Below are 23,692 nucleotides of genomic sequence, written 5' to 3' on the forward strand. Positions count from 1 at the left end.
CTTACGTGCGTTGGGGTGACGTTCAGCGCTGCGAAAAGCCCGCCATTAGCGCCGTGATTCACAGATCTGGAGCACGACCGCCCCGGGTGTCTCATGGACGGTCGTTCGTGAATACCTAGTTGCACGTCGCTCAAGCGCCGACGCTCCGGTTCTGATTGCAGTATTGACGCAAATCTGAACAAGTGAGTAGATTACTGAACATGAGTTCAGACACCACGTTGCCGTGGAGTGACCTGAAGATGAGTGCGCGGATAGTAGCTGCGGCGTTCAAGCGCTTCGCTCGGGACGGATTCGCCGCGGCGACCATCCGGGAGATTGCCGCGGATGCTGGGGTGAGTGCCGCTCTGGTAATTCACCACTTCGGCAGCAAGGACGGCCTCCGTCGAGAGTGCAACCGTCGCGTCGTGGACTTCCTGCGCGACAAAGGCCGACCGGACGCCTCAGCCGCCGAAAGGCTTGACGCGGTCTTCGTTCAGTACGGCTCGTATGCGACGCGTGCGGTCGCGGAGGACTCCGAGGCGTCTCGCGAACTGTTCGATGTGCTGCTGGGGATGGCGCGTGCGGTGGTCGCGGAGGGCGCGGAGTCGGGCTCTTTGCGCGGATCGTCCGACCCCGACGCGCAGGCAATGGCGCTGCTCGTGCTGGGACTTACGCCGTTCGCTTTCTCTGCGCACCTCACCCGGTGGGCAGACGCAGGCTTGGACGCGGCAATGGCGCGACTTGCGGTTCCAATTGCGGAGATTTACACGCGCGGTCTCGTCACGGACAGTGGGCTGCTCGATGCTGCGATGGGCATCCGAGGAGAACGGTAATGAGGATTTTGCTGGCAACGGCGGGCTCGCGGGGTGATGTCGAGCCTTTCGCGGCCCTGGCCGAGCGGGCGTGTGCAGCGGGGCACGAGGTGCGCCTTGTCGCCCCGGAGAATTCGGGCGTTGAGATGGGTGACCTCGATGTCGCAAGCATGGGGGTGGACTACACGCGCATGATCGAGGATCAGGGCGTTTCTATCACGGCGGCGCTACGTAACTACCGCTCCGTGGTGCGCCCGGTGATGCGAGGCGTCATCGTCGGCGGTGCGCGAGCGGCGCTCGAGTACGAGCCCGACCTGATTGTCTACCACCCGAAGGTCCTGTCGGCTCCGCTGGTAGCGGATGCACTGGGAGTGCCACACGTCGTGGTCGAAATCGTGCCGACTCTTACGCCCACTAGGGCCTTTCCCGCCGCAGGCACAATTACTCGCGGAATCGGCCCCCTGAATCGCTTGACGTATCAGGCGGCGGGCGCGGCATCGATAATGTTCCGCTCTGAACTTGGCGAGGTGCGCAGAATGGTCGGCGCACGGAAGCGCAAGGTTTCTGCCCCCGCTGCCACTCTCATGCCCATCAGCCCAGCGATCCTTCCGCGCCCCGACGATTGGCCAGAATCGGTGCACCTCACCGGCCCCTGGACTCGCGCACACCGATTGGCTGCTCTCGAGCTCGAAGTCGCCGAGTTCGTCACAGACGGTCCATTCATCTATGCGGGCTTCGGCTCGATGGCGGTGGGAAACGCCACATGGCGTGGAGGCGCAATCGTAGACGTAGCGCGGGAGCGCGGGAGCCGCTGTCTCATCGCTACCGGTGTCGGCGGCATCGAGGTGCCCCCGGACCGCCTCGGCGCCGACGTGCTCGTCGTGCAGACCGTGTCGCATACGGCGGTGCTTCAGCACGCGACCGCGGCAGTGCATCACGGCGGCATCGGCACCGTGCACGCCGCGATGACTGCCGCAACACCATCGGTGATCGTGCCATTCATCGCTGACCAGCCGTTCTGGGGATCCCGTCTCTACGAAATGGGTCTGACACCCGCGCCGATCCCGCAACGTGCGTTGACCGTCCCAGCCCTCAGCGCCGCACTCGACGAGGCGGAGCAGTGCCGTCCCCGCATCACCGAGGTCGCCAAGGCCATGTCCGCCGAGGACGGAACCCTAACGGCGCTGACCCTCCTCGCCGCGATCCACTGAACTCATCTCAACGAGGCAAGAGCCCTGCTGAACACACCGACCTGTCGGCAACCGAAATTTGGTCTCCGAAACTAACCGTCCCGCGATTGGGTTTCGTTAATGATGCGGTGGCGGTTGCTGTTGCGGTTGCGGATCGAAGAATGCAACCACAAACAGGAGTCAGGAACGCACTGATTTCCGCAGGTGTGGCGCCAATATCAGGTACTCAGACCTGACAATGAGCCCGACTAGCATGAGCCCGGGCGACAGAACCGCCAATTGAAGCTGCGATTACCCGCCATTACTGATTAACAGTCACAGCAACGGTGCTCGTCAACGCCAGGGTGTGTCCGGTGGAGGTTCCCATACGGGAACTGTGCGACAGCCGGTGATCGCCGTCTCGGGTGTGCCGATCGCCGTCCGGCTTGTGGGCACTGCTCACTGAGCGATGTCACAGACAGGAGGAACAATAAAGTTATGAAGATAATCGTGGTCCCGCCCCTCCTCTGCTCGCCTCTTGCCTACGTCCCCGTGCTCGACACGCTCTGGTCGCGAGGGCAAGTCACCATGGCAGATACACGCCGCGATAAAACCATCGCGGCCATGGCAGAACGTCTCCTGTGCGAGAACACAGGAGACTTCGCTGTTCTCGGAACGAGTATGGGCGGGTATGTTGCCCTCAAGGTGATGCGGCAGGCACCCGAGCGCATTACCGCACTCGCGCTCGTGAGCACATCCGCTCGGGCTGACACTGATGAGCAGAAAGCGGCCCGCGCTCGACAATCGGCCCTCGTCGAAGCAGGACAATTCACGGCTCTGATCGATGCCGCCTTTCCCGGCGTGGTCGCGGCAGAGAACGAATCCGATGAAACACTTCTCGCCATCTGGCGACAGATGACGACCCCGGTTGGCGCCGACGCGTTTCTCCGGCAACAGCAGGCTGTTGTGAATCGAGCTGACCTGCGTTATCTGCTGCCCGCGATTACCTGCCCGACCGCGATCATTCACGGTGCTGGCGATCGCCTCATTCCTATTGCTGTCGCCGAAGAATCAGCGGCAGCACTGACCACGGCCAGCTACACGGTTATTAAAGACGCCGGGCACTTCCTGTTCCACGAGCAACCTGCAGCAGCACGCGCCGCCATCATCGCGTGGCTGGACCTAACCGTCTGATCGGTTGTTTCTCTGGCGCCCTAGGAACAATAGAACGCCACTATCGAGCGTTCGCAGTCACAGGCGCGTTGGCTACGACTGCTGAGCCCGCTGAGCGTTCCCCACACGTGACCTGCGCGACAGCCTGGACCGGATCATCGCCGCCCACTCAGGTAGGTCCAACTTGATCGACCACGTTCGAAATCAAGCCACGATATTGTGCGACATCGCCGATCAACTCAACGACCAAACTTCCTCCGTGCTGATCCCGGCGCTCCTGCTGTCTAACGACGCGCTCGTGCTAGATCAGCCCATCCCCCTTGCAAGCCTCATCGACGGGCTCGCTGAAGACCACGTTCCCGTCCACACTCAACAACTCCTCGACCTTCGCGTCGCCGTGCGCGAGCACATCTCATAGCGGCACTCTCGGCCGGAGTCGACACAACTCAGGTGCCAGCTAATTTCGCGAACAAACATTTATGCACGATTCCGATTCGCTCGACGTGCATCAGCGTCCACTCACCCTTCCCAAGCGGGACCGGAACTCGTCTGCACCGGCGCCCGCCAAGTCAGCCGCGGCCGTACGACGGCGGTTGAGTGCGCTGAGGAGAGTAGCGACATCGCCACTGACTTCGGGTCCTCCACCCAGCGACCAGTCGGTATCGGTGGCTTGGAAGCGCAGTCCACGAAGGAGATCGTCACCGACCGAGTGCCTGCCGCTCGTCAGCTCATTGAGCACCATCCAGCCCGCTTCAGGAGAAATCCGACCAGCAAGGCCGAGCGGCCGACGAACGTCTCCGGAGTGAATGGCCAAGTGTGCCAGTGGGGCGAGTTCTCCCGCGCCGGGGACCGCGAAGCCGGCAACATTGGTCTTCGCGATCAAGCGCGTCAGCTCGGCGCCGGTTCGCCGGTCAGTCCTGGCCCAGCGATAAGCGAACTCGTCGAAGTTGAAGCGCGCTTGCGCGAGACCGACAATAAAGCTGCCAAATCCTAGTTCGTAGGGCATGAGCAGATGCGCGCACAAGTCGCGCACTGTCCACCCGCGACACAGGCTCGGCGTCTGCCAGGATGCGTCATCGAGACCGGCGAGATCCTCGGCGAATCGGTCGCGCTCAGCGGCGTACAGCGTCTCTACGCCTGTCGTTGTCACGGCTAATTGGCCTCCGAAACGGGTGGTCATCAAAAAGGTCACCTGTCGAGGGGGTCCCTTACAAGCATTCGCCACAGTAAGACTACCGATTTCAACTACTCGATTTTGTCGCGGCGACCAGCAAACTCCTTTGGACACGTGCGGGTGTTCCGCCCAGTGACTCTCTGAAAGTCCCATTCAACGTTCCCCATGCAGGACGGCAGCAAGGGTCGACGTCGGTGTGGATAATTTGTGCAGGCGAGTACGGGAAATGACACTGGTGCTAAACGTCTAATTCCGGAGAAACTTCAAACGCGGGACACGTTCCTGGCGTGAGCCGATTGACGAATCCCTGCCCTTCAAGAATAATAAGGTATGTGCCTAAGTATCACGACGAGCTCGATGCCGTGCTCCGCGCTCTCGCGGATCCGACGCGCCGAGCCGTCGTGGAACGGTTGGCGAAGTCCCCCGCCGTCGTGTCCGAACTCGCGGCACCGTTCTCGATGGCGTTGCCGTCGCTCATGCAGCACCTGTGCGTCCTCGAGAACGCGGGACTGGTCACGTCACAGAAGCATGGGCGCGTCCGCACCATGAGCCTGCGACCGGGCGCCCTCGACGTCCTACACCTGTGGCTCGGCGAGCAACGAACCCCCGCCGAACACCAAGCCGACCGGCTCGGCATCCACATGACCTGCTCAACCCCGAAGGAAACCTGACATGAGCCGCGTTCGCATCGACCTGTTCATCTCGCTGGACGGCTACACCTCGACGACCGAACACGCCCCCGAAAATCCAATGGGTGAGGACTGGGGGCGCCTCACTGCGGCCTACGCCGCGACCCGCACGTTCCACGAGCGCGTCTTCGGCGACATTAGCGGCACCGGCACGACCGGCATCGATGACTCCTACGCCGTCGCGTTCTTCGAGGGCGTCGGCGCCGAGATCATGGGCGCGACCATGTTCGGCCTGCACTCGTTTCCCGACGATCCGGATTGGAAGGGCTGGTGGGGTGGCCAGCCGCCGTTCGGCACCCCGGTCTACGTCCTCACCCACACCGCACCGCGTCCGTCGATCCCGATGAAGGGCGGAACGACGTTCCACTTCCGCAACGCAGCAATCGAGGACGTGCTCGCGGAGGCGACCGAGGCTGCCGGCGGCCTCGACGTGCGCGTCGGCGGTGGAGTCGGCACCGCGCGCGACTTCCTGCGCGCCGGCCTCGTCGACCACTTGCACCTCATGGTCGCCCCGATCCTCCTCGGCCGGGGCACTCGACTGTGGGACGGCCTGCCCCGCCTCGACCTCACCCACAAGGTAACAACGGAAGTGGCCGAGAGTGGCACAATCCACGTTAATTTCGCACGATAGGACGTACTCATGACGATCGAACGCCGACTCGCCCGCGCCGGGTTCACCCTGACCCGCGACTACCCCGTTCCTCTCAAGCGCGTCTGGGACGCGTTCGCCGAAGAGGACCAGAAGCGGGGCTGGTACGGCGCTGGCGACACCATTGAGCCCGGTGAGTGGGCGTTAGACTTTCGCGTCGGCGGACGCGACGTCGACGAGGGGGCATTTCACGACGGTCTGGTCTCGCGGTACGAGGCCACGTACACCGACATCGTCAAGCACGTCCGCATCGTCACGACCTACGACATGTGGCTCGACGGGGTTCACATGTCGACGTCGGTGGCGTCGTTGGAGTTCGAGCCGCTCAACGCGGGCACCCGGTTCACGCACGTCGAGCACGGCGTCTTCTTCGACCAGTTCTGGGCCGATGGGCCGGGCTGAAAGGAAGGCACCCGGGGCCTGCTCGAGGCTCTGGGCAACTACCTCGCTGACGCACCTCACGCACTCAGCCCCGGCGTTCCGGCTGCGCACACGATCCCCTTGGAAAGCCGTCGGCGCTTGACCAAAATGGAGGAGTCACTAGAGGTCCTAGTGACTCACAAATCAACCACCACCGCGGCGGCAACCACCTTTTCGCCGGTAAACCGGTCTACGTCCAGCGTCGGGAGCTCGACGAGCCGCACACTGAAGGCCAGCTGCGGGTGCGCGCGCTCGGCCCCGAGCTGGTCTGACTCGCGCACGATCACGAGCCGTGGCGAACACGCACTGCCTGAGGCATCATGCCGGCGCTCTACGTGCCTCCCGGGTTCCGCGCCCATCACTCTTGGTTTCATCGACAAGGTTCCTCATGACATTTCATTCGACGACCTAACGAGCTGTCCCCGATCGTAAGGACCGATACAGCGCGCGTGGGACCTGATGAAAGCTCTTGTTTGATTGCTTTTAAACACGGAGACTTCCCGCTTCCAGACGAGAAACCAAAGGGTCTCTTCACAGGCGATGACCGCCTGCTGGCGCTCCCGGCCGTTCCCACTTTCGTAAAGTCCTGCAATCTCGGATGTCGCGTTCTCGCAGGCGAGGGAAGCACTACGCCTGGAACCAACCTTCGGCATGAGCGTGTGGTGGCGCCACCACGCAGACCACCACATGCGGATGCTCCTGTCCCCGGAAGGACCGTTCGCGACCTCTCGGAACCGGAAGAGCGACGGTAACCCGCTCCCTCACCCATCACTTCCGCTGGCATGTTCGCCAGCGTCCGCACGTTGGCCAGCTGATCTAATGACTTCCTACTGAACGATTTCAAGTCGCTATAGCCAGCCCCTAACCGAGGGCGCGCACTTCGACCGCCGCGTAGCGGGCTTCAACGAAGCGTGCAGCAATCTCGATCGCGCGATCTTCGCTTGCGACGTCGATGATGTAGTACCCGCCCACCCATTCGGTGGTTTCCGCGAATGGTCCATCGGTTACAGAAAGACCGCCGTTAGTGCGAACCACTTTCGCGCCGGGGACTTCCAGCTCGTGCGTGTCGATCAACTCGCCGGTGGTTGAGAGCTCGCCGATAACTGCGCCGTGGGCGGCTTCAAACTCAGCGAGGGCTTCGCTTTGGATCGCAAGTTCGCTGGCTGCACTCGCGTGGATCAAAATCATGTACTTCATTAGGAACTCCTTCAGCGATGTATTTCTTACTGCGACGTATAGCGAAAGACTATGAGGACACCGCGTTTTGACGCGCTGTCCTGAAGTGCTCATCCCGTACGTCGAATTCACACAACGACAAGCAAAGGACCGACTTATGGAATACATGCTATTCATCTGCACAGACTCGACGGCACCGACAACCGAACCGACTGTCCACACCATCGAAGAATGGGTAGCCGCAACCACTGAAGGGGGCACCAGACGTCACGGCGATCGCCTGCGCCCAGCGAACGATGCGACCACGGTAAAACTGCGTGGTGGGCGGCTCAGCGTCACTGCTGGGCCGTTCGCTGAAACGACGGAGTGGATCGCTGGATATGACGTGATCGAGTGCGGCGACCTCGATGCGGCGATTGAGATCGCGGCGAAGCATCCGATGGCCCAGCTCGGTCAGATCGAGATCAGGCCGATGTGGCCGATCGAGTAGCGGATGCCATCGCTCGTGCCTCTGCCGAGGAAACTGCGCGCATCATCTCCACTGTGATTCGCATGACCGGCGACTTCGCCCTTGCCGAGGATTGTGCACAGGATGCGTTTGCGAGGGCGCTCTCTGACTGGCGCAAGGGTGGTATTCCGGATAATTCTGGCGCGTGGCTGACCACGGTGGCCAAGAGGCGCGCGATCGATCTGCTTCGGCACGCGGGCGCCGAAGACCGCGCGCTTCGGCGGGTTGCCGTCGAAGCAAGCGAAGTCGACGCATACGAACCGATCGAGCCCGATCCAGACATGGGGGTAGACATGGATGATCGTCTCCGTCTCATTTTCACCTGCTGCCACCCCGCACTTTCGATGGATGACCGCGTTGCCCTGACGCTGCGAACCGTAGCGGGCCTCACTCCCGCGCAGGTCGCGCGTGCCTTTCTCGTGACCGAGCCGGCGATGGAAAAAAGACTGGTGCGTGCCAGGGCAAAGATCAAGCACGCCGGTATCCCCTACCGTGTGCCACCGCCCCACCTCTTGCCGGAACGGCGCGACGGTGTGCTGGCGGTGCTGTACTTGTTGTTCACCGAGGGGTACTCCGCTACCGGCGGGGCGGTTCTCATCCGAGTTCCTCTCCTTCGTGAAGCGATCCGGCTCACCCGGCTGCTCGTCGAGCTGATGCCCGACGACGATGAAGTTCGCGCGCTCCTTGCCCTGATGTTGCTGCATCATGCGCGTACCGCAGCTCGCACCGACGCTGCCGGAGATGTCGTCACCCTTGAAGAGCAAGACAGATCGTTGTGGGACCGGGATGCCATTACTGAGGCCCTCACCATCCTTCGGTCGCTGGCACCGCGCGCAGGCCGGTATGGGCTGCAGGCCCACATTGCCGCCTGCCACCTCGAGGCTTCGGATGCTGCACGCACGAACTTCGCGCGCATCGTTGAACTGTACGACGCTCTCGCCTTCATCGATCCCTCACCGGTAGTGGAACTCAATCGCACGGTTGCGGTGGCCATGTCCCAGGGACCAGTAGTCGGCCTAGCCCTTATCGACGAGCTCGTCACCTCGCAGGGCATGGACGACTACTACTTACTCCCGGCGACACGCGCCGATTTGCTGCGCAGGATGGGTCGAAGCACCGAAGCCGCAATCGAATACGAAAAAGCACGTCAACTGGCCCCATCAGAGGCCGAGAAACGCTACCTGGGCAAACGCCTGACAGAAATGAGACGCTGATGCGCATCACCTTAACCGACGGGCGAACGCTGGACGTTTACGACAGCACCAACGGAGTTCACGCTCCCCTGACCGTTGTCTGGCACCACGGCTCGCCACAAACCGGAGCAGCCCTCGAACCGCACCTGCGAGCCGCTGCGCTGCGCGGCATCCGCTGGATCTCTTACGCACGACCAAGTTACGGAGACTCGTCAGCTCAACCCGGTCGCACCGTCACCGACGCCGCAGCCGACGTCGAGCAACTCATCGATACGATGGGCATCGACCAGATCGCCGTCATGGGCGCTTCCGGGGGCGGGCCTCACGCCCTGGCCTGCGCTGCGATTGTGGGTGACAGGGTGCGGGCTGTAGCAACGTTTGCAAGTCTCGCGCCCTTCACCACTGACTTCAACTGGTTCGCCGGAATGGTTGGCGGTGGGCCGTCCCTGCGTGCGGCGCAACACGGAGAAAATGCCCGCGTAATCTACGAACGAACTTCCAACTTCGATGAAGAAAGTTTCAATTCGCGAGACTACGCCGCGCTGAAATCGGAGTGGACATCACTCAACGCAGACGCAGGGACCGCGACGGCAGCTGGCCCCGAGGGGCTGATCGCTGACGACCTTGCCTTCGTGAAACCATGGGGCGTTGATCTGTCACGCGTCCGGATACCCGTACTCCTCGCACACGGCGGCGATGACCGCATCGTCCCTCCCTCCCACTCCCAGTGGCTCCTCGAGCACCTCCCCGACGCCGAACTCTGGACCCGGCCACGAGACGGCCACGTCTCAATTCTGAACGCAAGCATTTTGGCCATGGACTGGTTACGGCAACAGGCCGAAATGCACTGAGGTGCCCCCTTGCGCCCACCCGTACACGCGCGGGACTGACCGGCGCATACGAGCTCGCGGATAAGACCGGTGCAGGAAGTTATGGCATCGTCAACGACGCCGGCATCCTCTGGCAAGTCGACGCTGACCCCATCATTCTGTGCATCCTTACTCGAACCAACAACCAGCACGCGGAAGGTAACAACGAAGTGATAGCCGAGAAACCGCGACTCACACGCACTATCCAATTCGTGCTCGCTTGGGCGGTCGGAGTAGTTGGAACCATCACCACAGCCATTTCCTTGATCCCTTCGGTGGCCGTCATCGCCTCAGTAAGTGGCGTATCTTCCCTTGGATTCGCCGCTCCCCTACTGGTCGTGTCCATGATGTATCTCTCCGTTCCCATCCTCATCGCGTTGGCCATCGCGAATACCGGCCGCCGATGGTGGCTCTGGCTGACCATCGCAATAGCGGTCATCGTCTTGCTCCTAGTCGCCCGCTTCGCAGTGGGTTCGCTCGGTGTCTACTGGATTTCGTTTTGAGTCGCGGAGAGCCGCATGCCGCGCGACGTAGTCGCTGGCGCGCACCTCGACGGCGCGGATGTAGCCGGTGTCGTGGGCGGTGCGTATCTTCGCCCATCCGGCCCGGCGAATCAGTCCCTTGACTTCGGTGGTCGTCTCGGGAGAGTGTTCGGACATTGCGCCGGTCGGCGACCCATACGGGTACAGGTTGCCCATCACGACGATCCGGGCGCCCATGGCGGATGCGGCGGCGATAGCCGCATCGAAGATGGGCGGCCATTGTGCGGCCCAGTCGGTGTATGGCGGATTCGTGCAGACAAAGATGGTCGAGGCATCCGTTGCAGCTTGCACAAAGGTGGCCGGATCACTGGCATCCAGTACCAGGGTGGTCACACCGACGGCTGTAGAGCCTGAGCGGGTCGCGATGGTCACCGTGTCGCCGCGCGCCGCGAGGCGTTCGGCGAGCAGACAGCCGATCAGGCCCGCTCCAACAACGAGGTGCTTGTTCATGGGTCCATTCGCTTCGTCGTCCCTGGCTTCACCTTGGAAGATTCGTCTATAAAATCCGATCGCATTGGCGGCGAGACTTTCGCGCACGTCGCCTGGGCGCTTGCGGACCTCTCGCGACAAATCACTCGTCCCGTAGTGGGTTCGGTTTGCGAGCACTTCTGCTTCGGCAAACTTTCGTAGTAGTAGTAAAGCGGTCGGGAATGGTCGACGCCATTCTGCGGACCTGACAGTCTGGGTGCGTGATCACGCTACTATCTGCACCGTCCAACCTAGGGCTTCGACCTCCCGAGCCGGGAAGCGTGCCGGGCACATCCAAGGCGCCTGAGGCACTTCGAGAAGCGGGTCTGTTCCGTCGTTTGATAGTAGACGGCGCTGTCGATGGAGGAGTGGTCCTTCCCGGTCGGTATGTCGATGACGACATCACTCGCGCCGCCGACCACGTGCGAAACGAAGCTCAGTTAATCGACCACGCGCGTCGCCTCGCGCGCCGGATCGCTGGAGTCATCGCCAACGGCCGGGCGCCGCTGGTGATCGGAGGTGACTGCAGCCTTCTCGTGGCGGCTGGGCTCGCGCTCCAGAACAACGCGGGCCTCGTTCACATCGATGGGCACACAGACTTCCGTCATCCCGGAAACTCGGATCAGTGCGCCAGCGTCGCCGGAGAGGATCTCGCCGCGGCCGTTGGTCTGCACTGGCCGGCAGTCGCCAACATCGACGGCCGCGGACCGTACTTCTCGCCCGCCAACACCGTTCACATTGGATGCCGCGAAGACGACCAACATGTCGACGAGGTCCGACGCTTCCTCGGCCTCGTCCTACCCGCCCACCGATCGACCGAGATCGGAATGACCGAGACGGCGAGAGCCGCTCGAACCACCATTGGGAGCGCCGGCTACTGGCTGCACCTCGATGTCGACGTGCTCGACCCCATCTTCATGCCGGCCGTTGACAGCCCCGATCCTGGCGGGCTCAACCCGGAACAACTCGTCGAACTCCTCAAGGCGCTCGCCCCCGGAGCGATCGGAGGCCAAGTCACAGTATTCGATCCCGATCTTGATCCCAACGGACGCCACGCCACCCTCTTGGCCGAAATCATCGCAGTGGGCATGGCGGACCTGGGGCATCAAGTGAAGCGATGAAGGTTCGGCTTACGAGGTCGCCGCGACAGATATTGAACGCCTGCATGAGCGCCACGGTCGCCTTATCGCTCTCGGATGTCCTTCGGCGTTTTGGTGAGACTTTACGGCAGAGGGACCACGGGTGTTGTGCCTCGTTCATTCCATTTATGCGGTGCTGGCTCCCAGATCGTGAGCTGGTTGAGCAAGTCTTGAGCGTTGTCGGAAATGATCAGCGAGTCCCGGTAGGTCCTCCGGAGAAATCCTGCGTCCACGCCGGCATCGATCGTCGCGATGAGGGGACCCCAGAAGCCATCGATGTTGTACAGAGCGACTGGTTTGTTGTGGATTCCTAGCTGCTGCCAGGTCCAGACCTCGAAGAATTCCTCCAGGGTCCAGGTCCCGCCCGGAAGAGCGATGAAGGCGTCGGACAACTCTGCCATGTGGGCTTTGCACTCGTGCATGGACTCAACGATTTCCAGTCGGGTGAGGCCTGGATGGGCCAATTCTCGGTCGACGAGAGAGCCCGGCATAACGCCGATGACGGAACCACCGTGGCTGACGGCCTCGGTCGCGATGACGCCCATCAAGCCAACATTGCCGCCACCATAAACGATCCCGATTCCGGTTCAGTCAAGGTGCGAGCGAGCCTGGCTGCACGTTCAGCAAACACTGGGCGGTGACCAGACGCGGATCCAGTGAAGATTGCGACCTGCATTAGGCAGCCAGAGCGGGAAACACGAATTCAAGGCGCAGCGGCGCGAGTGGAAAGTCCAGTTCGGTCGTGACGGTGGGATCTGTCCATCGCAGCTCAACAATTTCCGCCGACGCTACCGGCGCTATGACGACATCGCTACGATAGACGGTCGCGTCGACGATTGTGTCAAACTCGTTTGCGGTGGTGGCAGTCCAGCTGCCCAGCAGGGCGAGGTCTTCCTTCGCGACCGTTACGCCCAGCTCCTCATAAACTTCCCGGAGCGGCCGCACCGGAAGTTTCCCCGGGATCGGATTTGCCACCGGGCAGCATGAAAAAACTTGTACCGCGCTTACGGACGGTAAGTATCCTGCCGGCGCCGTCGCGAAAGCACACCGCAGCGACAACGAGCGTTTGAGTAATCATCCCGTCACGCTACCAAGCCTCCACCCTCAAGACGCATCCCACAGAGGGTTCCCTTGTGACACAATTCCAGCTTCTTGAAGCGGTGGCCGGTTTCGTGCCCGAACTGCGTCGCTCACCGTCCGTGAAATAAAATTTGGGATTAAGAGTGTGGCGCTAGCCGACCCAGAAGTAGTCGGATTTCGAGCCGTCCTTTGCCCCGGTTGGCGCCTTTCCCGTGACGCCTCCCATTCGATCTGTAATCCTGCTCGAAATGACTTGCGCAGCACAGTGATAGCTCCGTTTGCACTCAGTCCGGAACCGTCGGGCACTACGAGCACAGATCTTGCGTTTCAGGACAACGAGACTTGGTCTCACACGTTCAATGGATGTGCTCTGGCCTCGCGCCCAGTCCGACGAATCGCCCGGTAAGCCGGGCGGAGGCAGGGTGGTCACGGAGGAGTTGTAGCGGTAGTGGCAACGGGGTCCCGGGCGCGTGCGTGGATAGCAGCGGTTCCTGTAGTAAGCGTTGGACCATCTGAGTGATGCGCGCCGGCCAGGATCGCCGACGCTGTACGCGACGGAGGTCGGCGCGGCTGGGCGTTCCGCTGCGCAGCACGGGTCCGAGGATGCGAGCGGTCGCGACGGCATCCTGAATCGCGAGGTTGATACCGACGCCACCAGCCGGCGACATAGCGTGAGCTGCGTCCCCTATGCAGAGGAGCCCATCGACACTCCATTCGCGCAGGCGTTCTAGCCGTACGTTCAGCACTTGCACGTCGGCGGCGGAGATGGGTGCAACGGCTTCCTGCATCCTCGGGGCGATGAAAGCTATGCGCTGTTTCATTTGAGCGATGTCGTCTTTCGAGCCGTTCCAGCTGCCGGCCGGGATCACATGAGCAATCTGGAAGAAATCGTCACGGTCGATAGTGATGATCATTCCGGCGCCCGCTTGGATAAACGGGTAATGCTCATCGGGCTGCTTCGACAGTCGAAACCAGAGCACATCCATTGCCGCCGCGACACCGACCGGAGTTAGACCGGCCTGGGCACGGACAACCGAGTCACGACCGGAGGCGTCGATGACGAGGCGACCACGGATGCTCATGTCGCCATCGGGCGCAGTGCCGGTGACCCCGACGATCCGCCCTTCCTCGCTGGATAATGCGTCGATACGAGTCGATCGGAGAAGGCGAAACCCAGGATGCCTCGAGCACGCGTCAGCGAGCAGGTCGAGGAAGTCCCACTGCGGCATGAACGTCATGGTTTTGCGGCGGGTGGGAAGATGGCTGAAGTCGGCCAGCACGAGCTCGGTACTGTACCAGCTGAGAGTCACGCGTTCCATGTCGGAGTGAGGTCGGGCGAGGAACTCGTTCAGAAGACCGAGTTCCTCGAGTAGTTCCTGGGTGGACGGGTGAATCGTGTCACCGCGAAAGTCGCGGAGGAAGTCTGCGTGCTTCTCAACCACAGTGACCTTCACACCATTACGGAGCAGCAATAGTGCCGTCATCATTCCGGCTGGACCGCCGCCGACGATCACACAGTCGGTCTCGAAATTTTTATTCATGCGCACAGAATCCTCCTCAACATGCAATCATGCGAGTGTGGTCAATAACGTACGCGGACGACCCCTCGGTGGAGCCTCCGCCAGAAAACGCCTGCTCGATGCCGCACAGCGCCACTTTGAGGTCGGCGACCTGACCGAGATCTCTTCCCGTAACCTGGCGAATGAAGTCGGCGTCAGCCATACTCTGGTCAATTATTATTTCGGGTCAAGGGATGACCTCATTGCGGCGGCCGTTGCGTTGCGCGTAGCCCCTCACCACGTGATCGCCGCGGCAATAATGCCCGACGGGAAAATTGATCTCGCACGCCTCGCCCGCGGGCTGATAGCTGTGTGGGAGCATCCTGAGCAAGGCGAGCTGCTCACCGGGTTCGCCCGCCAACTCATCGCTGGTGGCCCACACGCACAGGTATTGTCGTCATACCTCCAGCACACCGTATTTGAAACGCTGACGGCGGAATTCGGCCAGGAGCGCGCCCGTCGCATAGCCACAGCGCTCATCGGTGTGATCTTCTCACGCTACATACTCAAATTGCCATCGATGACCACGATGACCGAAGGGCAGGCCGCGACACATTTGCTGTCGATGATGCGCTGAACGATAGTCGCCTTTCGCGCGACTGGAGACTCAAGCAGTCGACCTACTTGTCAGCCAGAGCTCCGCGTGAGGATCCGCTAGAAGCAATGCACGTTCGAAGGATAGTTGCATGATGCCGCCGAGGGTGCTGCAGATAAGGAACCCCTGCGTGCATCGAATGGGAGTAAATGGGCATCCCTGTAGCGGCGGGATACGGCCGCCTGGTCACGTGGGGCGCGCACGCTAGTCATCTGGATTACGGGCGGCAAGTACCGACCGGCAGGGAGTGGCGTTTCCTGTATGGTCATTCAATATGTGCTCCCCCGCATTCCCACTGTCAACAGATCGACTCGTACTCCGGTTGCATGTCGCATCGGACGCCCACTGGCTACTCGGCGTCTACTCCCAACCGGACGTCGCGATCTATCTCCTGGACGAGCCCTGGACGGTAGAGGTGGCTCGCGCCAAGAGCACCAAGCGCGTGTTGCAGACTGGCCTGGACGGCGTGTCCGGCGCGCTCGCACTCGTCATCGAGCACGAAGGGGCTCCAGTCGGTGACGTGCTGCTGTGGTTCACCGACCTGGAACGAAGGTGCACGGAGATCGGATGGGTCCTTGATCCAAAGCAGGGGGGCCGAGGGTTCGCGAGCGAGGCTGTCAGCGCGGTCCTCGACTTGGCGTTCGATGAGTACGATGTGCATCGGGTAGCAGCGCAGATGGACGGACGGAACGCAGCGTCCTCGAACCTCGCTCGCCGGGTCGGGATGCAACACGAGGGGCAGCTCCGCCAGAGCTGGTGGAGCAAGGGGGAATGGGCCGACACCGTAGTCTTCGGGCTGCTCGCCAGCGACCGCACCTGAAACGGGTGACTGGTTGCCGCGGTCATCGGCGACGTGCCACACTCACTGTCTCTGGAAATCTCTAGTTGCTCAGGGCACAATCGTGGTCTGTTCTTCTGACGAAGACTCCGCCAGCTTTCATTTGACCAGGGCGGTTACATCGACGGAGTAACTCAGCCGGAGGTCGACACTGGCTGGGTCGGGCGTTGAAGTCTGGTTGTGAGAGATCGTTGTCATGACAGTCATGCGCGGCAGACGGTCGGCTGAACAGACTGTGTGCCCTTCGAACTCAACAGCTTCGAACGTCGTAGCGCTGACCTTGGCACCTGTGGCTTTGAGCATTGTGGTCTTCACTACTGATCAGCGTCTCCACGCGACCCGTTTCACTCTGCAGTACGTCTTGCCATCACACCCGTCGTCGACGCTGTCGCCCAGCCACAAGCCATGAATGACCCGCCCTGTGCAATCCATCGGATCCACGAGGGCGGCAGGAAGCTGACCACGCCGATTCATGCCTTTTCCTGCCACTTTTTCTCACCTCTTCTCATCTTTTCTCACTACTTCTCTGTCTTTTGTTTTTGTTTTTCTCTTTTTCTTTTTCTTTTTCTTTTTCTTTTTCTTTTTCTTTTCAGTTTTCTTCTTTTATGTATTTTTTTCTTCTACTTTTTTCTTCTCTTTCCCTGTCCCACCACCACCCCTTTACTTCCAAACCTCCTACACACTGAGGAACGATGGGTGTGGGAGGTTGGGAAGCGAGCGCAGCGAGGGGGTGGTGGTGGGACAGGGAAAGAGACCCCTTACCTATTCGTTTACCTATTCGCTGCCGGTGAATAGGTAAACGAATACCCGCGCCGTTACTCGCCTCTCGGCGAAGCCACCAAAATTCATCTTGAGCGGCTCCGCATCGACCGCCACATCCGCAACCGTGGGGCTCACGCAGAGCACCATTGAAGCCAGTGGGAACCCCACTAACTGGGGCAGTCACCAGATCGCCAGCATGCGTCGGGTGGCCCATGCTGGATGGATGACCGCCTCGCCAAATAACCCATCAGCGGGCTGGTATCCCGACCCAAGAGGCGACGAGGCTGAGCGCTACTGGGACGGTGCAAACTGGACCGCCTATGCGCGGCCGGCTGGAAGTTCTGCCGCGCCTGTAGGTCTGGCGCAGTCTCCTGTTCTGCCTGCGGTAACTCTGCCCAGTGTAAGGACCGGGCCCGGGTGCCTGGCGCTAACCGTTTGGATCATCGTGGGGGCAGCGGTCATTGCCATCGTTATTGCATTCGCTACCGCGCTCAGCTCTCCAGACTCGACGTCGTCCCGCTCTTCAGATACACGGGCAATTCCCGCAGAGCCCCCGGCCCCAGCGCCGGCGTTACGCGCTACCTACTTTGTGGAAGGAACAGCCTCCTCGGCGAGCATCACAGCTTCGTCAGGGACGGGGACAGAGCAACACGACGTCAAGCTGCCGATGACGAACACAGATGGCGAAATCGGCGTGAGTCACACCACTGCCCCGGGCGCTTTCCTATATATCTCGGCCCAGAATCGAGGCGACCGCGGGACTGTGACGTGCAAGATTATCGTTGATGGAGTTACCGTCTCCGAGAACACGTCGAGTGGTGCGTACGGAATAGCGAGCTGCGACTATTCGATGCCGCGTTAGCGCTAGAACCACTCACGCATCGATCTGTTAGCCCTTCTCGGGAGATCAGAGTCTCCCTGCATTTACAGCTGCGGGAACTTCTTGATGCTGTCGAACCAGCGGACGACGGTGTTTGCGTTGTGGGCTTGCAGGAGGGCATCTTCGACGATGCCGGCGAATTGTGCGGCATCGCGGAGGCCGAGTTCGGCACGGGCGACTCCAGGTGCGCAGCCGGCGCCGCCCGTCTTCACCGTTGTACTCGACGCCGTCGATGACGGTGCTGTGCCAGTTGGCGAGCTGGTCGTAAACCTGGCCCAGCGAGCGCTGGGTCGCGGTCAGACATCCCAGCAGCAGATACGAGCCGTAGGGCCGGTCGATCGCTCGAGTCGCGTGAGCCAGGCTGCGTGCGATGTCGGCCAGCTCATTCACCCGGGTGATCAGTTCGCTGTCGTGGTCGTTCATAGTGATGCTCCTTTCACGAGGTTGTGTGGGTGGGCCGCGCGTGCGGCCCACCCTGGATGGTTATTCGGTGTCGGGCTTGGAGTTGCGGCGTACGGTGGCGACAGCCCGGTTGAGGTCGGGTCCGACGTTGGCGGCGTCGATGACGCGTCCGTATTGGCGTGACTGGTCGTCGCCCCAGCTGTCGGTGTGTTCACGGCCAACAACGATCACGCGGTCACCTTTGTGCAGGGTGGCGGCGACGTTCTGGCCGAGCTCGAACTTGGCTTCCACGAAGTGAGTGGCGGCGGCGGCGTGGGCGAGCCATTTGCCGCCGCGGTATTCACCGGTGTTTTCGATGACGCGCAGCTTGGTGATCTGGATGCTGCCTGCTGTGACGACCTCGGGGTCGAGAGCCAGGTTGCCGATGATGGTGCGTTTGGTCATGAGTGCTTCTCCTTCGATGGGTGTGGTGCGTTGACTTGCGGTGGGTTGTCGGTGGCTTTGATTCTTCGACCAACTGTTTTTTGTGCCGTCCGGCGAGAGAAATCGAGAGGGAGCGAGAGCGCCCTGAGGGCACTGAATCTCTGACGAAATAAGGGAGCCTGCGGCCGTGTCTGAGAATCTGGGAACGGTGGCGCGTACCCAGCTACAGTGATCGGCCGGACAGGCCACAAATTGTGTTTTACGCGGTGTCGCATCGAGCCATTTATGGCTGCGATCGAGGGGCAGTCGGCGGGCGTTTGAGGCAAGTTATCCACAGGCGCTTCTCGCGCGCGCGTACTGTTAATATTTTGTTTGTCCTGTTAGTACTGTTAGGGGGGCCGGTCAGCGGCCCCCCTATAGGGCCAGATCTGGCCCCCTATCGGTACGCTAAACGGCCCCCAAACCTCCGCCCCGAAGCATCGGAATGACGTTAGTTTCATACCCCCGGTGACCGCCCGGTTTTCTGCTGTCGACGAGCAGATTGAACTCGGCGTTGTGGCCGCGATAGCCGGAGCTGACTCGCTCGATAGCGCCGCTGGCGACGAGTTCGGCAATCGCCCGTTTGACCGAATGATGCGCAGACTCTGATCCGTTGTCGGGGGCCAGATAGCCCAAGGCGATCGCCGATGATTCGCGGGATGCGAAGTACCGGCGCGGCGGTTGATTGCCGGGGTTGTCGGTGTCGTCCCAGCTTTCCAGAGCCATGTGCAGCAGCAACCGGGTCGCCGCGTGCCCCAGACCCAAACGTGCAGCCACGAGAACGGCACCCTTCGCCGCATAGAGGCCCACAGTGCTCTCACCCACCAGGTCGGGTGCGAAGCGTTGCGAGATGGCAGAATTTCAGTACTCTGGTCACAGATCAGATCCTTTGCGGGTGTTCGATCCTTGCCCCGGGGTGCAACCCGGGGCTTTTTCTTTGATCTGCCGCCGGCGGCCGTTCTCGTCGCTCGCAGCAGGAGATGCGGCCTCACCGCGCCACGAGAGCGCGTTCGCTCGTCTGTGTCTGCGCGCTCGCTTCGACCCAGGCGATCACTTCGGATCGCTTGTACAAGACCCTCTTCGGCGTCGGCTTGTAGAACCGTGGTCCCCGACCCAGGTAGCGCAGGTGGGCCAGCCCGCCGACGGTTAGGCCGGTGAGTTCTGCGACGACGACGGGGAGGATGAATTCTTCAGTCATGATTGCGTCCTTTTGGTGACACGAGACACTGAGTACTTCGTGTTGCGATCACAATAAAACGCTTTTCAATGTTTGACAAGGACCAATAGCTGTACGGTGTCGGCATGACAGGTTTTGTAAGGCAGGCCGGAATCGGCGAGCGGATCCAAGCCATCCGCAAACGGCACGGGATCCGCTCCGCCAAGGACCTCGCCGAGCTGATGCCCGGCGGAAACGTCACCGAAGCCATCCTGCAAAACCTCGAAGCCGGCCGCAAACAAGACCTCTCGGTCAGCCAACTCCTGAACATCTCCCACGCCCTACGAGTCCCGCCTGTCTTTCTGCTGGCACCAATTGGTCGTCCCCATGACCAACTGGACCTGGTCAACCTCAGCGACACGTTCGAGGGCATGACCGTCGCAGAGTTCGACGCCTGGATCTCCGGTGAAACCGACGGCGCCTACCGGTGGCGAGACCTGACCGAGCGCACGGAACGCTCCCAGCTCGAGGCCATGCGAGAACTCATCGCCAGCCTGCGGGAACGCAGACGCCTCACCATCAACGCGTCCATCGAGGCAGAGCTCACCCCCGCGGGCGAAGCCACCGTCGAACCCCCGATCTGGGATACCACCAAGGAACAACTTGCCGAGGCAAACCGGCGAATTGAACAGCTCAGCACCTACCTTGCCGATACGGGGTGGGACCTCGAAGGCTGGGCCCAGTAACCACTGAGGCTAGGCCAAAGCATTGCCGCGTGGGAGCCGCAGAGAACTGGCCCGCGAGTTGTACTCTGTGCGCGTGACGAACTTTCTGGCGCAAGTTGGGATCGGCAACCGCCTCCAGGCGATCCGCAAACAGCATGGCATCCATTCGGCACGAGCCTTGGCCGACCTCATCCCCGGCGACAACGTCACCGAAGCTGTCGTGCAAAACATCGAGGCCGGTCGGAAGCACGACCTCCCAGTGAGTCAACTCCTCAACATCGCCAAAGCACTTCGAGTTCCGCCGATTTTCTTACTCGCGTCAATCGCCCGACCCCTGGCTGCCTTGGATGTCGCCAACCTCAGCCCTAGCTTTGATGGCATGACCGTTGTCGAGTTCGACGCTTGGATTTAGGGCGAACCCGAAGGCGCATATCGGTGGGCAACCGCCGATGAACGTCACGAACGTATAGAGCTGCAAGCGATGCGGGAGCTCCACGCGCAGCTGCGCGAACGCAGGCGATTAGCCACCAAGCGCGAAATCGAACACACGACCGATGCATCAGCTAGTGCTTCCGACGCGTCCCGAACGACTAAGGACAATATCAGCGAGGTGGAGCAGCGCATCGCTCAGTTACGTTCTTATCTCGTCTCCGTAGGCTGGGACCTCGCGGAACCAGAAACGTTCTAGCAAACGGTGAGTAATTTCAATTTCGGAATAGCACCGCGGCTCCACCAAAGCTGGTCTTCACCGTGAACACATTTTGAACACATTTGTATGAAAGTGACGTCGTTCCACGGGCGTCTGAGTCAGTCAAAAAGCCCGAAATTATAGGGAATTCTACGAGTTGGGCAGCAGGCTGTAGCGATCTGTTTTGACTGAAAATCGAAAGGTCACCGGATCGACGCCGGTCGGGGCCACCACCGCCACTCCCTAGGAAACTCACTTGTGAGTAACTCGGGAGTGGCCTTTTTTTATGCTCGCCACTCTCACTCGACAACTTCGGGGGGTGTGGCGGGGTCGCAACCGCTCAAAGTTGTCCAGTGAGCGGCCAGCTAGGCTCGAATGATGACCACGCGCACCGTTGTGATCCTGCTCGACGTCGACGGGGTGCTCAACCCGCGGGTCGTCAACCAGAGGCTTGTGCTCGATCCACCCCGCGCAGAACTGGTGTGGCGGCTGGCCAAACTCGGATCCATCGTGTGGGCTACCACCTGGTCGCCGACACACACGTTTCACCTGACCCGGGATCTTGGCTTATCGTCGGACACCGAGGGCATCGCTTTTCCGCGCAATCTGCACTTCGACCCGTCAGCGCCCGCACCCACCGCGAAGCTGCACTGGGTCGCCCGCTGGCTGGCCAGGCAGGATCCGCAGCCCGACGCGGTGATCTGGATCGACGATATCCTGCGCCAGGATGCCGTCGGCTGGGCCGACGCGCAGGCGCGGCCCACACTCCTGGTGCAGCCCGAGATGGACATCGGGCTCACGGCCGCGCACGTCGACGATGTGCGGCACTTCATCGAGGGCCTCGCTTCGTCCTGAGTGTTCAGTGCGCGCCGTCGACGAGCTTGAGCCCGACGATGCAGCCGATCAGGCCGAGCAGCAGGGCGATCTTCAGCCAGGACACGCTCGCATCCCCCGTGACCATCGCCCAGGTGACCGTGAGTGCCGCTCCGATGCCGACCCAGACGGCATAAGCCGTTCCGATCGGAATCTCCCGCATCGCCCAGGCCAGGCCGGTCATGCTGAGCGCGAGTGCCCCGCCGAAGATGACGGTCGGCCACAACTTCGTGAACCCCTCGGATTTACCAAGCGCCGTCGCCCAGACCGCTTCCAGAACTCCGGACACAATAAGCAGAATCCACGACATGACTAATACTCCTCGGCCAGTCTTGTCTTATGCCGGGTACTGATCCGTCGTCCGGGGCCGCGCATCGCAACCTGCTTCGACCTTAGGCACAACCACTGGGCAAACGATGTGCAGAACCGCGTCCCGCCTCGAAACGGATGCCGCGGCATCCGTTTCGCGCGCCCGTCTGCTGCGCAGGCTGTCGCTTTCTGCTCGCGCGAGTGGCCGGCCAGCAGCGCAAGCAATAAGCGACAGCTGTTGTAGCATTGCACCGCGCAGCCGCGGCTACGGCGGCTAGGCCACGAACGCCCGGTAGGCCGCATCGTTTGCGCGCAGTACGCGCAGCACGTTCTCGGAGCCGAGCTTGGCGAGTTCGGCGTCGGTCCAGCCGCGCCGCTCGAGCTCGGTGAACAGGTTGGGGTAGTCCGCCACGGTGGCGACCCCGACTGGCATGTCCGGGCAGCCGTCGAAGTCGCCACCGAGACCGATGTGATCGACTCCGGCCACGCTTCGGGCGTGCTCCACATGGTCAGCAACGTGCGCCACGGTGATCTGCGGCTTCTCCGCCACCGAACCGTTGTCTTCCCAGCGTCGATAGTCGGCCGAGATGAAGGCCGGCACGAAGGTGATCATCTGAACGCCGCCGTTGGCGGCGAGCTGACTGAGAATCGCATCGGGCACGTTGCGAGGGTGCGGGTTCAGGGCATAGCACGAAGAGTGGCTGAAGAGAACGGGGAGCGTTGAGGCATCGAGGGCGTCCTGCATGGTGGCAGCCGAAACATGGGACAGGTCTACCATCATTCCGATGCGGTTCATCTCGGCGATGACGACCCGGCCACGCTCGTTAATGCCGTCGTGGGTCACCTCGCCGGCAGCCGCGTCGGCCCACTCCGTTGACGAGTTCCAGGTGAGCGTCATATAACGCACACCCAACCGGGCGTACTCGCGCAGTACCGCGAGAGAGTTGTTCATCTGGTTGCCGCCCTCAACCCCGAGGAGCGATGCAATTTTTCCGCCGTGCCGTGCTCGCTCAACGTCGTCGGCGGTGACGGCCCGCTCGAAATCGTCGGGGTAGGCGGCAATCAGGCGGTGAATAAAGTCGATCTGCTCCAGCGTCGCCTGCACCGAATCGGTGCCCTCAAGGTCGGTGTGCACCCACACCGACCAGAACTGCCCCTGCACACCTCCGCGCCGTAATTTGGGGACATCCGTTTGCAAATGATTGCGGGCAGAATCCTGCTCGGAGTCCAGCCCGGCAACGGAATAGTCTCTATGCTCGCGGCATGCCCAGGCGAGGTCGTTATGCCCGTCAATAACGTCAAATTTCGGTTTTCTTACGGTCACGTGAACTCTTCCCGGCAATCGGTGCGAAATACCAGCCTAGGACCCTCACCATCGGGCATTTAATGCGCTCGAGCCGGTT

At 61.5% G+C, this 23,692-nt stretch carries 33 protein-coding genes and 1 riboswitch; of the genes, 18 read left to right on the forward strand and 15 right to left on the reverse strand.

Going from position 1 to position 23,692, the window contains the following annotated elements; translation table 11 throughout:
- Nucleotides 1-200: 200 nt before the first annotated feature.
- From E3T29_RS11850 to E3T29_RS11865, 4 genes are all read left to right on the forward strand, one after another.
- Nucleotides 201-812: a TetR/AcrR family transcriptional regulator gene (locus E3T29_RS11850; RefSeq protein WP_134345590.1), complete on the forward strand. Its 612-nt coding sequence runs from the start codon at nt 201-203 to the stop codon at nt 810-812.
- Nucleotides 812-2,002, forward strand: coding sequence for a glycosyltransferase (locus E3T29_RS11855; RefSeq protein ID WP_134345591.1), 1,191 nt, complete (start codon nt 812-814; stop codon nt 2,000-2,002). Before E3T29_RS11850 ends, E3T29_RS11855 begins: the two co-directional genes overlap by 1 nt.
- A gap of 582 nt (nt 2,003-2,584) precedes the next feature.
- Nucleotides 2,585-3,154, forward strand: coding sequence for an alpha/beta fold hydrolase (locus tag E3T29_RS11860; RefSeq protein ID WP_166792396.1), 570 nt, complete (start codon nt 2,585-2,587; stop codon nt 3,152-3,154).
- Between the two features lie 163 nt (nt 3,155-3,317).
- Nucleotides 3,318-3,551 carry a hypothetical protein gene (locus E3T29_RS11865; RefSeq protein ID WP_134345593.1) on the forward strand — a complete coding sequence of 78 codons (234 nt, stop codon included), beginning with the start codon at nt 3,318-3,320 and terminating at the stop codon, nt 3,549-3,551.
- Nucleotides 3,552-3,641: 90 nt separating this feature from the next.
- Here the strand turns inward: E3T29_RS11865 and E3T29_RS11870 are convergent, their stop codons facing one another.
- Nucleotides 3,642-4,325: a maleylpyruvate isomerase family mycothiol-dependent enzyme gene (locus E3T29_RS11870; protein ID WP_166792397.1), complete on the reverse strand. Its 684-nt coding sequence runs from the start codon at nt 4,323-4,325 to the stop codon at nt 3,642-3,644.
- Nucleotides 4,326-4,639: 314 nt separating this feature from the next.
- Here E3T29_RS11870 and E3T29_RS11875 point away from each other — a divergent pair, with 314 nt between their 5' ends.
- From E3T29_RS11875 to E3T29_RS11885, 3 genes are read left to right on the forward strand one after another with little or no spacing between them, the layout of a single operon-like run.
- Nucleotides 4,640-4,978: a helix-turn-helix transcriptional regulator gene (locus E3T29_RS11875; RefSeq protein WP_134345595.1), complete on the forward strand. Its 339-nt coding sequence runs from the start codon at nt 4,640-4,642 to the stop codon at nt 4,976-4,978.
- Nucleotide 4,979: 1 nt separating this feature from the next.
- Nucleotides 4,980-5,627, forward strand: coding sequence for a dihydrofolate reductase family protein (locus tag E3T29_RS11880; protein WP_134345596.1), 648 nt, complete (start codon nt 4,980-4,982; stop codon nt 5,625-5,627).
- Between the two features lie 9 nt (nt 5,628-5,636).
- Entirely contained in the window at nt 5,637-6,047 is a 411-nt protein-coding gene (locus E3T29_RS11885) for an SRPBCC domain-containing protein (protein ID WP_134345597.1), read from the forward strand.
- Nucleotides 6,048-6,202: 155 nt separating this feature from the next.
- On the opposite strand, the gene E3T29_RS19685 is transcribed toward E3T29_RS11885, so the two are convergent.
- Nucleotides 6,203-6,352: a hypothetical protein gene (locus tag E3T29_RS19685; protein ID WP_166789970.1), complete on the reverse strand. Its 150-nt coding sequence runs from the start codon at nt 6,350-6,352 to the stop codon at nt 6,203-6,205.
- 304 nt (nt 6,353-6,656) lie between these two features.
- Between E3T29_RS19685 and E3T29_RS11890 the strand changes: the two genes are divergently transcribed.
- Complete coding sequence (locus tag E3T29_RS11890; protein WP_134345665.1) at nt 6,657-6,899, forward strand: DUF4913 domain-containing protein; 243 nt, start codon at nt 6,657-6,659, stop codon at nt 6,897-6,899.
- A gap of 27 nt (nt 6,900-6,926) precedes the next feature.
- On the opposite strand, the gene E3T29_RS19690 is transcribed toward E3T29_RS11890, so the two are convergent.
- Nucleotides 6,927-7,262, reverse strand: a complete 336-nt coding sequence (locus E3T29_RS19690; protein ID WP_166792398.1) for a YciI family protein — start codon at nt 7,260-7,262, stop codon at nt 6,927-6,929.
- A 136-nt stretch (nt 7,263-7,398) separates the two neighbouring features.
- Here E3T29_RS19690 and E3T29_RS11900 point away from each other — a divergent pair, with 136 nt between their 5' ends.
- Genes E3T29_RS11900 through E3T29_RS11910 form a run of 3 tightly spaced genes read left to right on the forward strand, consistent with a single transcriptional unit; the run spans nt 7,399 to nt 9,793 of the window.
- Nucleotides 7,399-7,731, forward strand: coding sequence for a YciI family protein (locus tag E3T29_RS11900; protein ID WP_134345599.1), 333 nt, complete (start codon nt 7,399-7,401; stop codon nt 7,729-7,731).
- On the forward strand, nt 7,716-8,963 hold the full coding sequence (locus tag E3T29_RS11905) for an RNA polymerase sigma factor (protein ID WP_255575238.1): 1,248 nt from the start codon (nt 7,716-7,718) through the stop codon (nt 8,961-8,963). Before E3T29_RS11900 ends, E3T29_RS11905 begins: the two co-directional genes overlap by 16 nt.
- Nucleotides 8,963-9,793 (forward strand): alpha/beta fold hydrolase, encoded by an 831-nt coding sequence (locus tag E3T29_RS11910; RefSeq protein WP_134345601.1) that lies wholly within the window; start codon nt 8,963-8,965, stop codon nt 9,791-9,793. Before E3T29_RS11905 ends, E3T29_RS11910 begins: the two co-directional genes overlap by 1 nt.
- Before the next feature lie 467 nt (nt 9,794-10,260).
- On the opposite strand, the gene E3T29_RS11915 is transcribed toward E3T29_RS11910, so the two are convergent.
- Complete coding sequence (locus E3T29_RS11915) at nt 10,261-10,803, reverse strand: NAD(P)H-binding protein (RefSeq protein WP_134345602.1); 543 nt, start codon at nt 10,801-10,803, stop codon at nt 10,261-10,263.
- 299 nt (nt 10,804-11,102) lie between these two features.
- On the opposite strand from E3T29_RS11915, the gene E3T29_RS11920 reads away from it, so the two are divergent.
- Nucleotides 11,103-11,942 (forward strand): arginase family protein, encoded by an 840-nt coding sequence (locus E3T29_RS11920; protein WP_241987784.1) that lies wholly within the window; start codon nt 11,103-11,105, stop codon nt 11,940-11,942.
- Between the two features lie 101 nt (nt 11,943-12,043).
- Here the strand turns inward: E3T29_RS11920 and E3T29_RS11925 are convergent, their stop codons facing one another.
- From E3T29_RS11925 to E3T29_RS11935, 4 genes are all read right to left on the reverse strand, one after another.
- Nucleotides 12,044-12,505 carry a TIGR00730 family Rossman fold protein gene (locus tag E3T29_RS11925; RefSeq protein WP_198417755.1) on the reverse strand — a complete coding sequence of 154 codons (462 nt, stop codon included), beginning with the start codon at nt 12,503-12,505 and terminating at the stop codon, nt 12,044-12,046.
- A 130-nt stretch (nt 12,506-12,635) separates the two neighbouring features.
- A complete protein-coding gene (locus tag E3T29_RS11930; protein ID WP_241987785.1) occupies nt 12,636-12,935 on the reverse strand; it encodes an NUDIX hydrolase in 300 nt (99 codons plus the stop codon).
- Complete coding sequence (locus E3T29_RS20740; protein ID WP_370449163.1) at nt 12,880-13,038, reverse strand: NUDIX domain-containing protein; 159 nt, start codon at nt 13,036-13,038, stop codon at nt 12,880-12,882. The genes E3T29_RS11930 and E3T29_RS20740 overlap by 56 nt, the downstream gene beginning before the upstream one ends.
- A 358-nt stretch (nt 13,039-13,396) precedes the next feature.
- Complete coding sequence (locus E3T29_RS11935) at nt 13,397-14,581, reverse strand: FAD-dependent oxidoreductase (RefSeq protein WP_134345604.1); 1,185 nt, start codon at nt 14,579-14,581, stop codon at nt 13,397-13,399.
- 37 nt (nt 14,582-14,618) lie between these two features.
- Between E3T29_RS11935 and E3T29_RS11940 the strand changes: the two genes are divergently transcribed.
- Together E3T29_RS11940 and E3T29_RS11945 are read left to right on the forward strand one after the other, a co-directional pair.
- Nucleotides 14,619-15,176 (forward strand): TetR family transcriptional regulator, encoded by a 558-nt coding sequence (locus E3T29_RS11940; protein ID WP_166792399.1) that lies wholly within the window; start codon nt 14,619-14,621, stop codon nt 15,174-15,176.
- Nucleotides 15,177-15,468: 292 nt separating this feature from the next.
- Nucleotides 15,469-16,014 carry a GNAT family N-acetyltransferase gene (locus E3T29_RS11945; protein ID WP_134345606.1) on the forward strand — a complete coding sequence of 182 codons (546 nt, stop codon included), beginning with the start codon at nt 15,469-15,471 and terminating at the stop codon, nt 16,012-16,014.
- A gap of 792 nt (nt 16,015-16,806) precedes the next feature.
- On the opposite strand, the gene E3T29_RS20480 is transcribed toward E3T29_RS11945, so the two are convergent.
- Nucleotides 16,807-16,929, reverse strand: a complete 123-nt coding sequence (locus tag E3T29_RS20480; RefSeq protein WP_255575242.1) for a hypothetical protein — start codon at nt 16,927-16,929, stop codon at nt 16,807-16,809.
- Nucleotides 16,930-17,017: 88 nt separating this feature from the next.
- On the opposite strand from E3T29_RS20480, the gene E3T29_RS20745 reads away from it, so the two are divergent.
- The gene (locus tag E3T29_RS20745) at nt 17,018-17,656 is read left to right on the forward strand and encodes a DUF2510 domain-containing protein (protein WP_166792400.1); all 639 of its coding nucleotides are present in this window, start codon (nt 17,018-17,020) and stop codon (nt 17,654-17,656) included.
- A 62-nt stretch (nt 17,657-17,718) separates the two neighbouring features.
- On the opposite strand, the gene E3T29_RS19695 is transcribed toward E3T29_RS20745, so the two are convergent.
- From E3T29_RS19695 to E3T29_RS11970, 4 genes are all read right to left on the reverse strand, one after another.
- The gene (locus E3T29_RS19695; protein WP_166789974.1) at nt 17,719-17,886 is read right to left on the reverse strand and encodes a hypothetical protein; all 168 of its coding nucleotides are present in this window, start codon (nt 17,884-17,886) and stop codon (nt 17,719-17,721) included.
- A gap of 271 nt (nt 17,887-18,157) precedes the next feature.
- The gene (locus E3T29_RS11960) at nt 18,158-18,520 is read right to left on the reverse strand and encodes a single-stranded DNA-binding protein (protein ID WP_134345609.1); all 363 of its coding nucleotides are present in this window, start codon (nt 18,518-18,520) and stop codon (nt 18,158-18,160) included.
- Nucleotides 18,521-18,946: 426 nt separating this feature from the next.
- Nucleotides 18,947-19,363: a hypothetical protein gene (locus tag E3T29_RS11965; protein WP_134345610.1), complete on the reverse strand. Its 417-nt coding sequence runs from the start codon at nt 19,361-19,363 to the stop codon at nt 18,947-18,949.
- A 163-nt stretch (nt 19,364-19,526) separates the two neighbouring features.
- On the reverse strand, nt 19,527-19,736 hold the full coding sequence (locus tag E3T29_RS11970; protein ID WP_134345611.1) for an AlpA family transcriptional regulator: 210 nt from the start codon (nt 19,734-19,736) through the stop codon (nt 19,527-19,529).
- Between the two features lie 104 nt (nt 19,737-19,840).
- Between E3T29_RS11970 and E3T29_RS11975 the strand changes: the two genes are divergently transcribed.
- The 3 genes from E3T29_RS11975 to E3T29_RS11985 all read left to right on the forward strand — a co-directional run bounded on the left by E3T29_RS11975 (nt 19,841) and on the right by E3T29_RS11985 (nt 21,962).
- Nucleotides 19,841-20,440, forward strand: coding sequence for a helix-turn-helix domain-containing protein (locus E3T29_RS11975; RefSeq protein WP_134345612.1), 600 nt, complete (start codon nt 19,841-19,843; stop codon nt 20,438-20,440).
- 73 nt (nt 20,441-20,513) lie between these two features.
- Entirely contained in the window at nt 20,514-20,831 is a 318-nt protein-coding gene (locus E3T29_RS11980; protein ID WP_134345613.1) for a helix-turn-helix domain-containing protein, read from the forward strand.
- Nucleotides 20,832-21,485: 654 nt separating this feature from the next.
- Nucleotides 21,486-21,962, forward strand: coding sequence for an HAD domain-containing protein (locus E3T29_RS11985; RefSeq protein ID WP_134345614.1), 477 nt, complete (start codon nt 21,486-21,488; stop codon nt 21,960-21,962).
- A 4-nt stretch (nt 21,963-21,966) separates the two neighbouring features.
- Here the strand turns inward: E3T29_RS11985 and E3T29_RS11990 are convergent, their stop codons facing one another.
- Both E3T29_RS11990 and E3T29_RS11995 read right to left on the reverse strand, forming a co-directional pair.
- Nucleotides 21,967-22,290 (reverse strand): multidrug efflux SMR transporter, encoded by a 324-nt coding sequence (locus E3T29_RS11990; protein ID WP_092341947.1) that lies wholly within the window; start codon nt 22,288-22,290, stop codon nt 21,967-21,969.
- 11 nt (nt 22,291-22,301) lie between these two features.
- Nucleotides 22,302-22,365, reverse strand: a riboswitch (guanidine-III (ykkC-III) riboswitch).
- 198 nt (nt 22,366-22,563) lie between these two features.
- Nucleotides 22,564-23,613, reverse strand: coding sequence for a dipeptidase (locus tag E3T29_RS11995; RefSeq protein WP_134345615.1), 1,050 nt, complete (start codon nt 23,611-23,613; stop codon nt 22,564-22,566).
- Nucleotides 23,614-23,692 lie beyond the last annotated feature (79 nt).

Origin of the sequence: Cryobacterium sp. TMT1-66-1 (assembly GCF_004403435.1) — a bacterium.
Taxonomy (GTDB): domain Bacteria; phylum Actinomycetota; class Actinomycetes; order Actinomycetales; family Microbacteriaceae; genus Cryobacterium; species Cryobacterium flavum.

Bases quoted from the DNA above. Each gene is read 5' to 3' on its own strand.
- E3T29_RS11990 (WP_092341947.1), bottom strand. From the start codon at position 22,290: ATGTCGTGGATTCTGCTTATTGTGTCCGGAGTTCTGGAAGCGGTCTGG.
- E3T29_RS20745 (WP_166792400.1), top strand. From the start codon at position 17,018: ATGACCGCCTCGCCAAATAACCCATCAGCGGGCTGGTATCCCGACCCA.
- E3T29_RS11880 (WP_134345596.1), top strand. From the start codon at position 4,980: ATGAGCCGCGTTCGCATCGACCTGTTCATCTCGCTGGACGGCTACACC.
- E3T29_RS11850 (WP_134345590.1), top strand. From the start codon at position 201: ATGAGTTCAGACACCACGTTGCCGTGGAGTGACCTGAAGATGAGTGCG.
- E3T29_RS11975 (WP_134345612.1), top strand. From the start codon at position 19,841: ATGACAGGTTTTGTAAGGCAGGCCGGAATCGGCGAGCGGATCCAAGCC.
- E3T29_RS11935 (WP_134345604.1), bottom strand. From the start codon at position 14,581: ATGAATAAAAATTTCGAGACCGACTGTGTGATCGTCGGCGGCGGTCCA.
- E3T29_RS11910 (WP_134345601.1), top strand. From the start codon at position 8,963: ATGCGCATCACCTTAACCGACGGGCGAACGCTGGACGTTTACGACAGC.
- E3T29_RS11960 (WP_134345609.1), bottom strand. From the start codon at position 18,520: ATGACCAAACGCACCATCATCGGCAACCTGGCTCTCGACCCCGAGGTC.
- E3T29_RS11860 (WP_166792396.1), top strand. From the start codon at position 2,585: ATGGCAGAACGTCTCCTGTGCGAGAACACAGGAGACTTCGCTGTTCTC.
- E3T29_RS11945 (WP_134345606.1), top strand. From the start codon at position 15,469: ATGTGCTCCCCCGCATTCCCACTGTCAACAGATCGACTCGTACTCCGG.
- E3T29_RS19690 (WP_166792398.1), bottom strand. From the start codon at position 7,262: ATGAAGTACATGATTTTGATCCACGCGAGTGCAGCCAGCGAACTTGCG.
- E3T29_RS11915 (WP_134345602.1), bottom strand. From the start codon at position 10,803: ATGAACAAGCACCTCGTTGTTGGAGCGGGCCTGATCGGCTGTCTGCTC.
- E3T29_RS11900 (WP_134345599.1), top strand. From the start codon at position 7,399: ATGGAATACATGCTATTCATCTGCACAGACTCGACGGCACCGACAACC.
- E3T29_RS11855 (WP_134345591.1), top strand. From the start codon at position 812: ATGAGGATTTTGCTGGCAACGGCGGGCTCGCGGGGTGATGTCGAGCCT.
- E3T29_RS20740 (WP_370449163.1), bottom strand. From the start codon at position 13,038: ATGATTACTCAAACGCTCGTTGTCGCTGCGGTGTGCTTTCGCGACGGC.
- E3T29_RS11885 (WP_134345597.1), top strand. From the start codon at position 5,637: ATGACGATCGAACGCCGACTCGCCCGCGCCGGGTTCACCCTGACCCGC.
- E3T29_RS11985 (WP_134345614.1), top strand. From the start codon at position 21,486: ATGACCACGCGCACCGTTGTGATCCTGCTCGACGTCGACGGGGTGCTC.
- E3T29_RS11970 (WP_134345611.1), bottom strand. From the start codon at position 19,736: ATGACTGAAGAATTCATCCTCCCCGTCGTCGTCGCAGAACTCACCGGC.
- E3T29_RS11925 (WP_198417755.1), bottom strand. From the start codon at position 12,505: ATGGGCGTCATCGCGACCGAGGCCGTCAGCCACGGTGGTTCCGTCATC.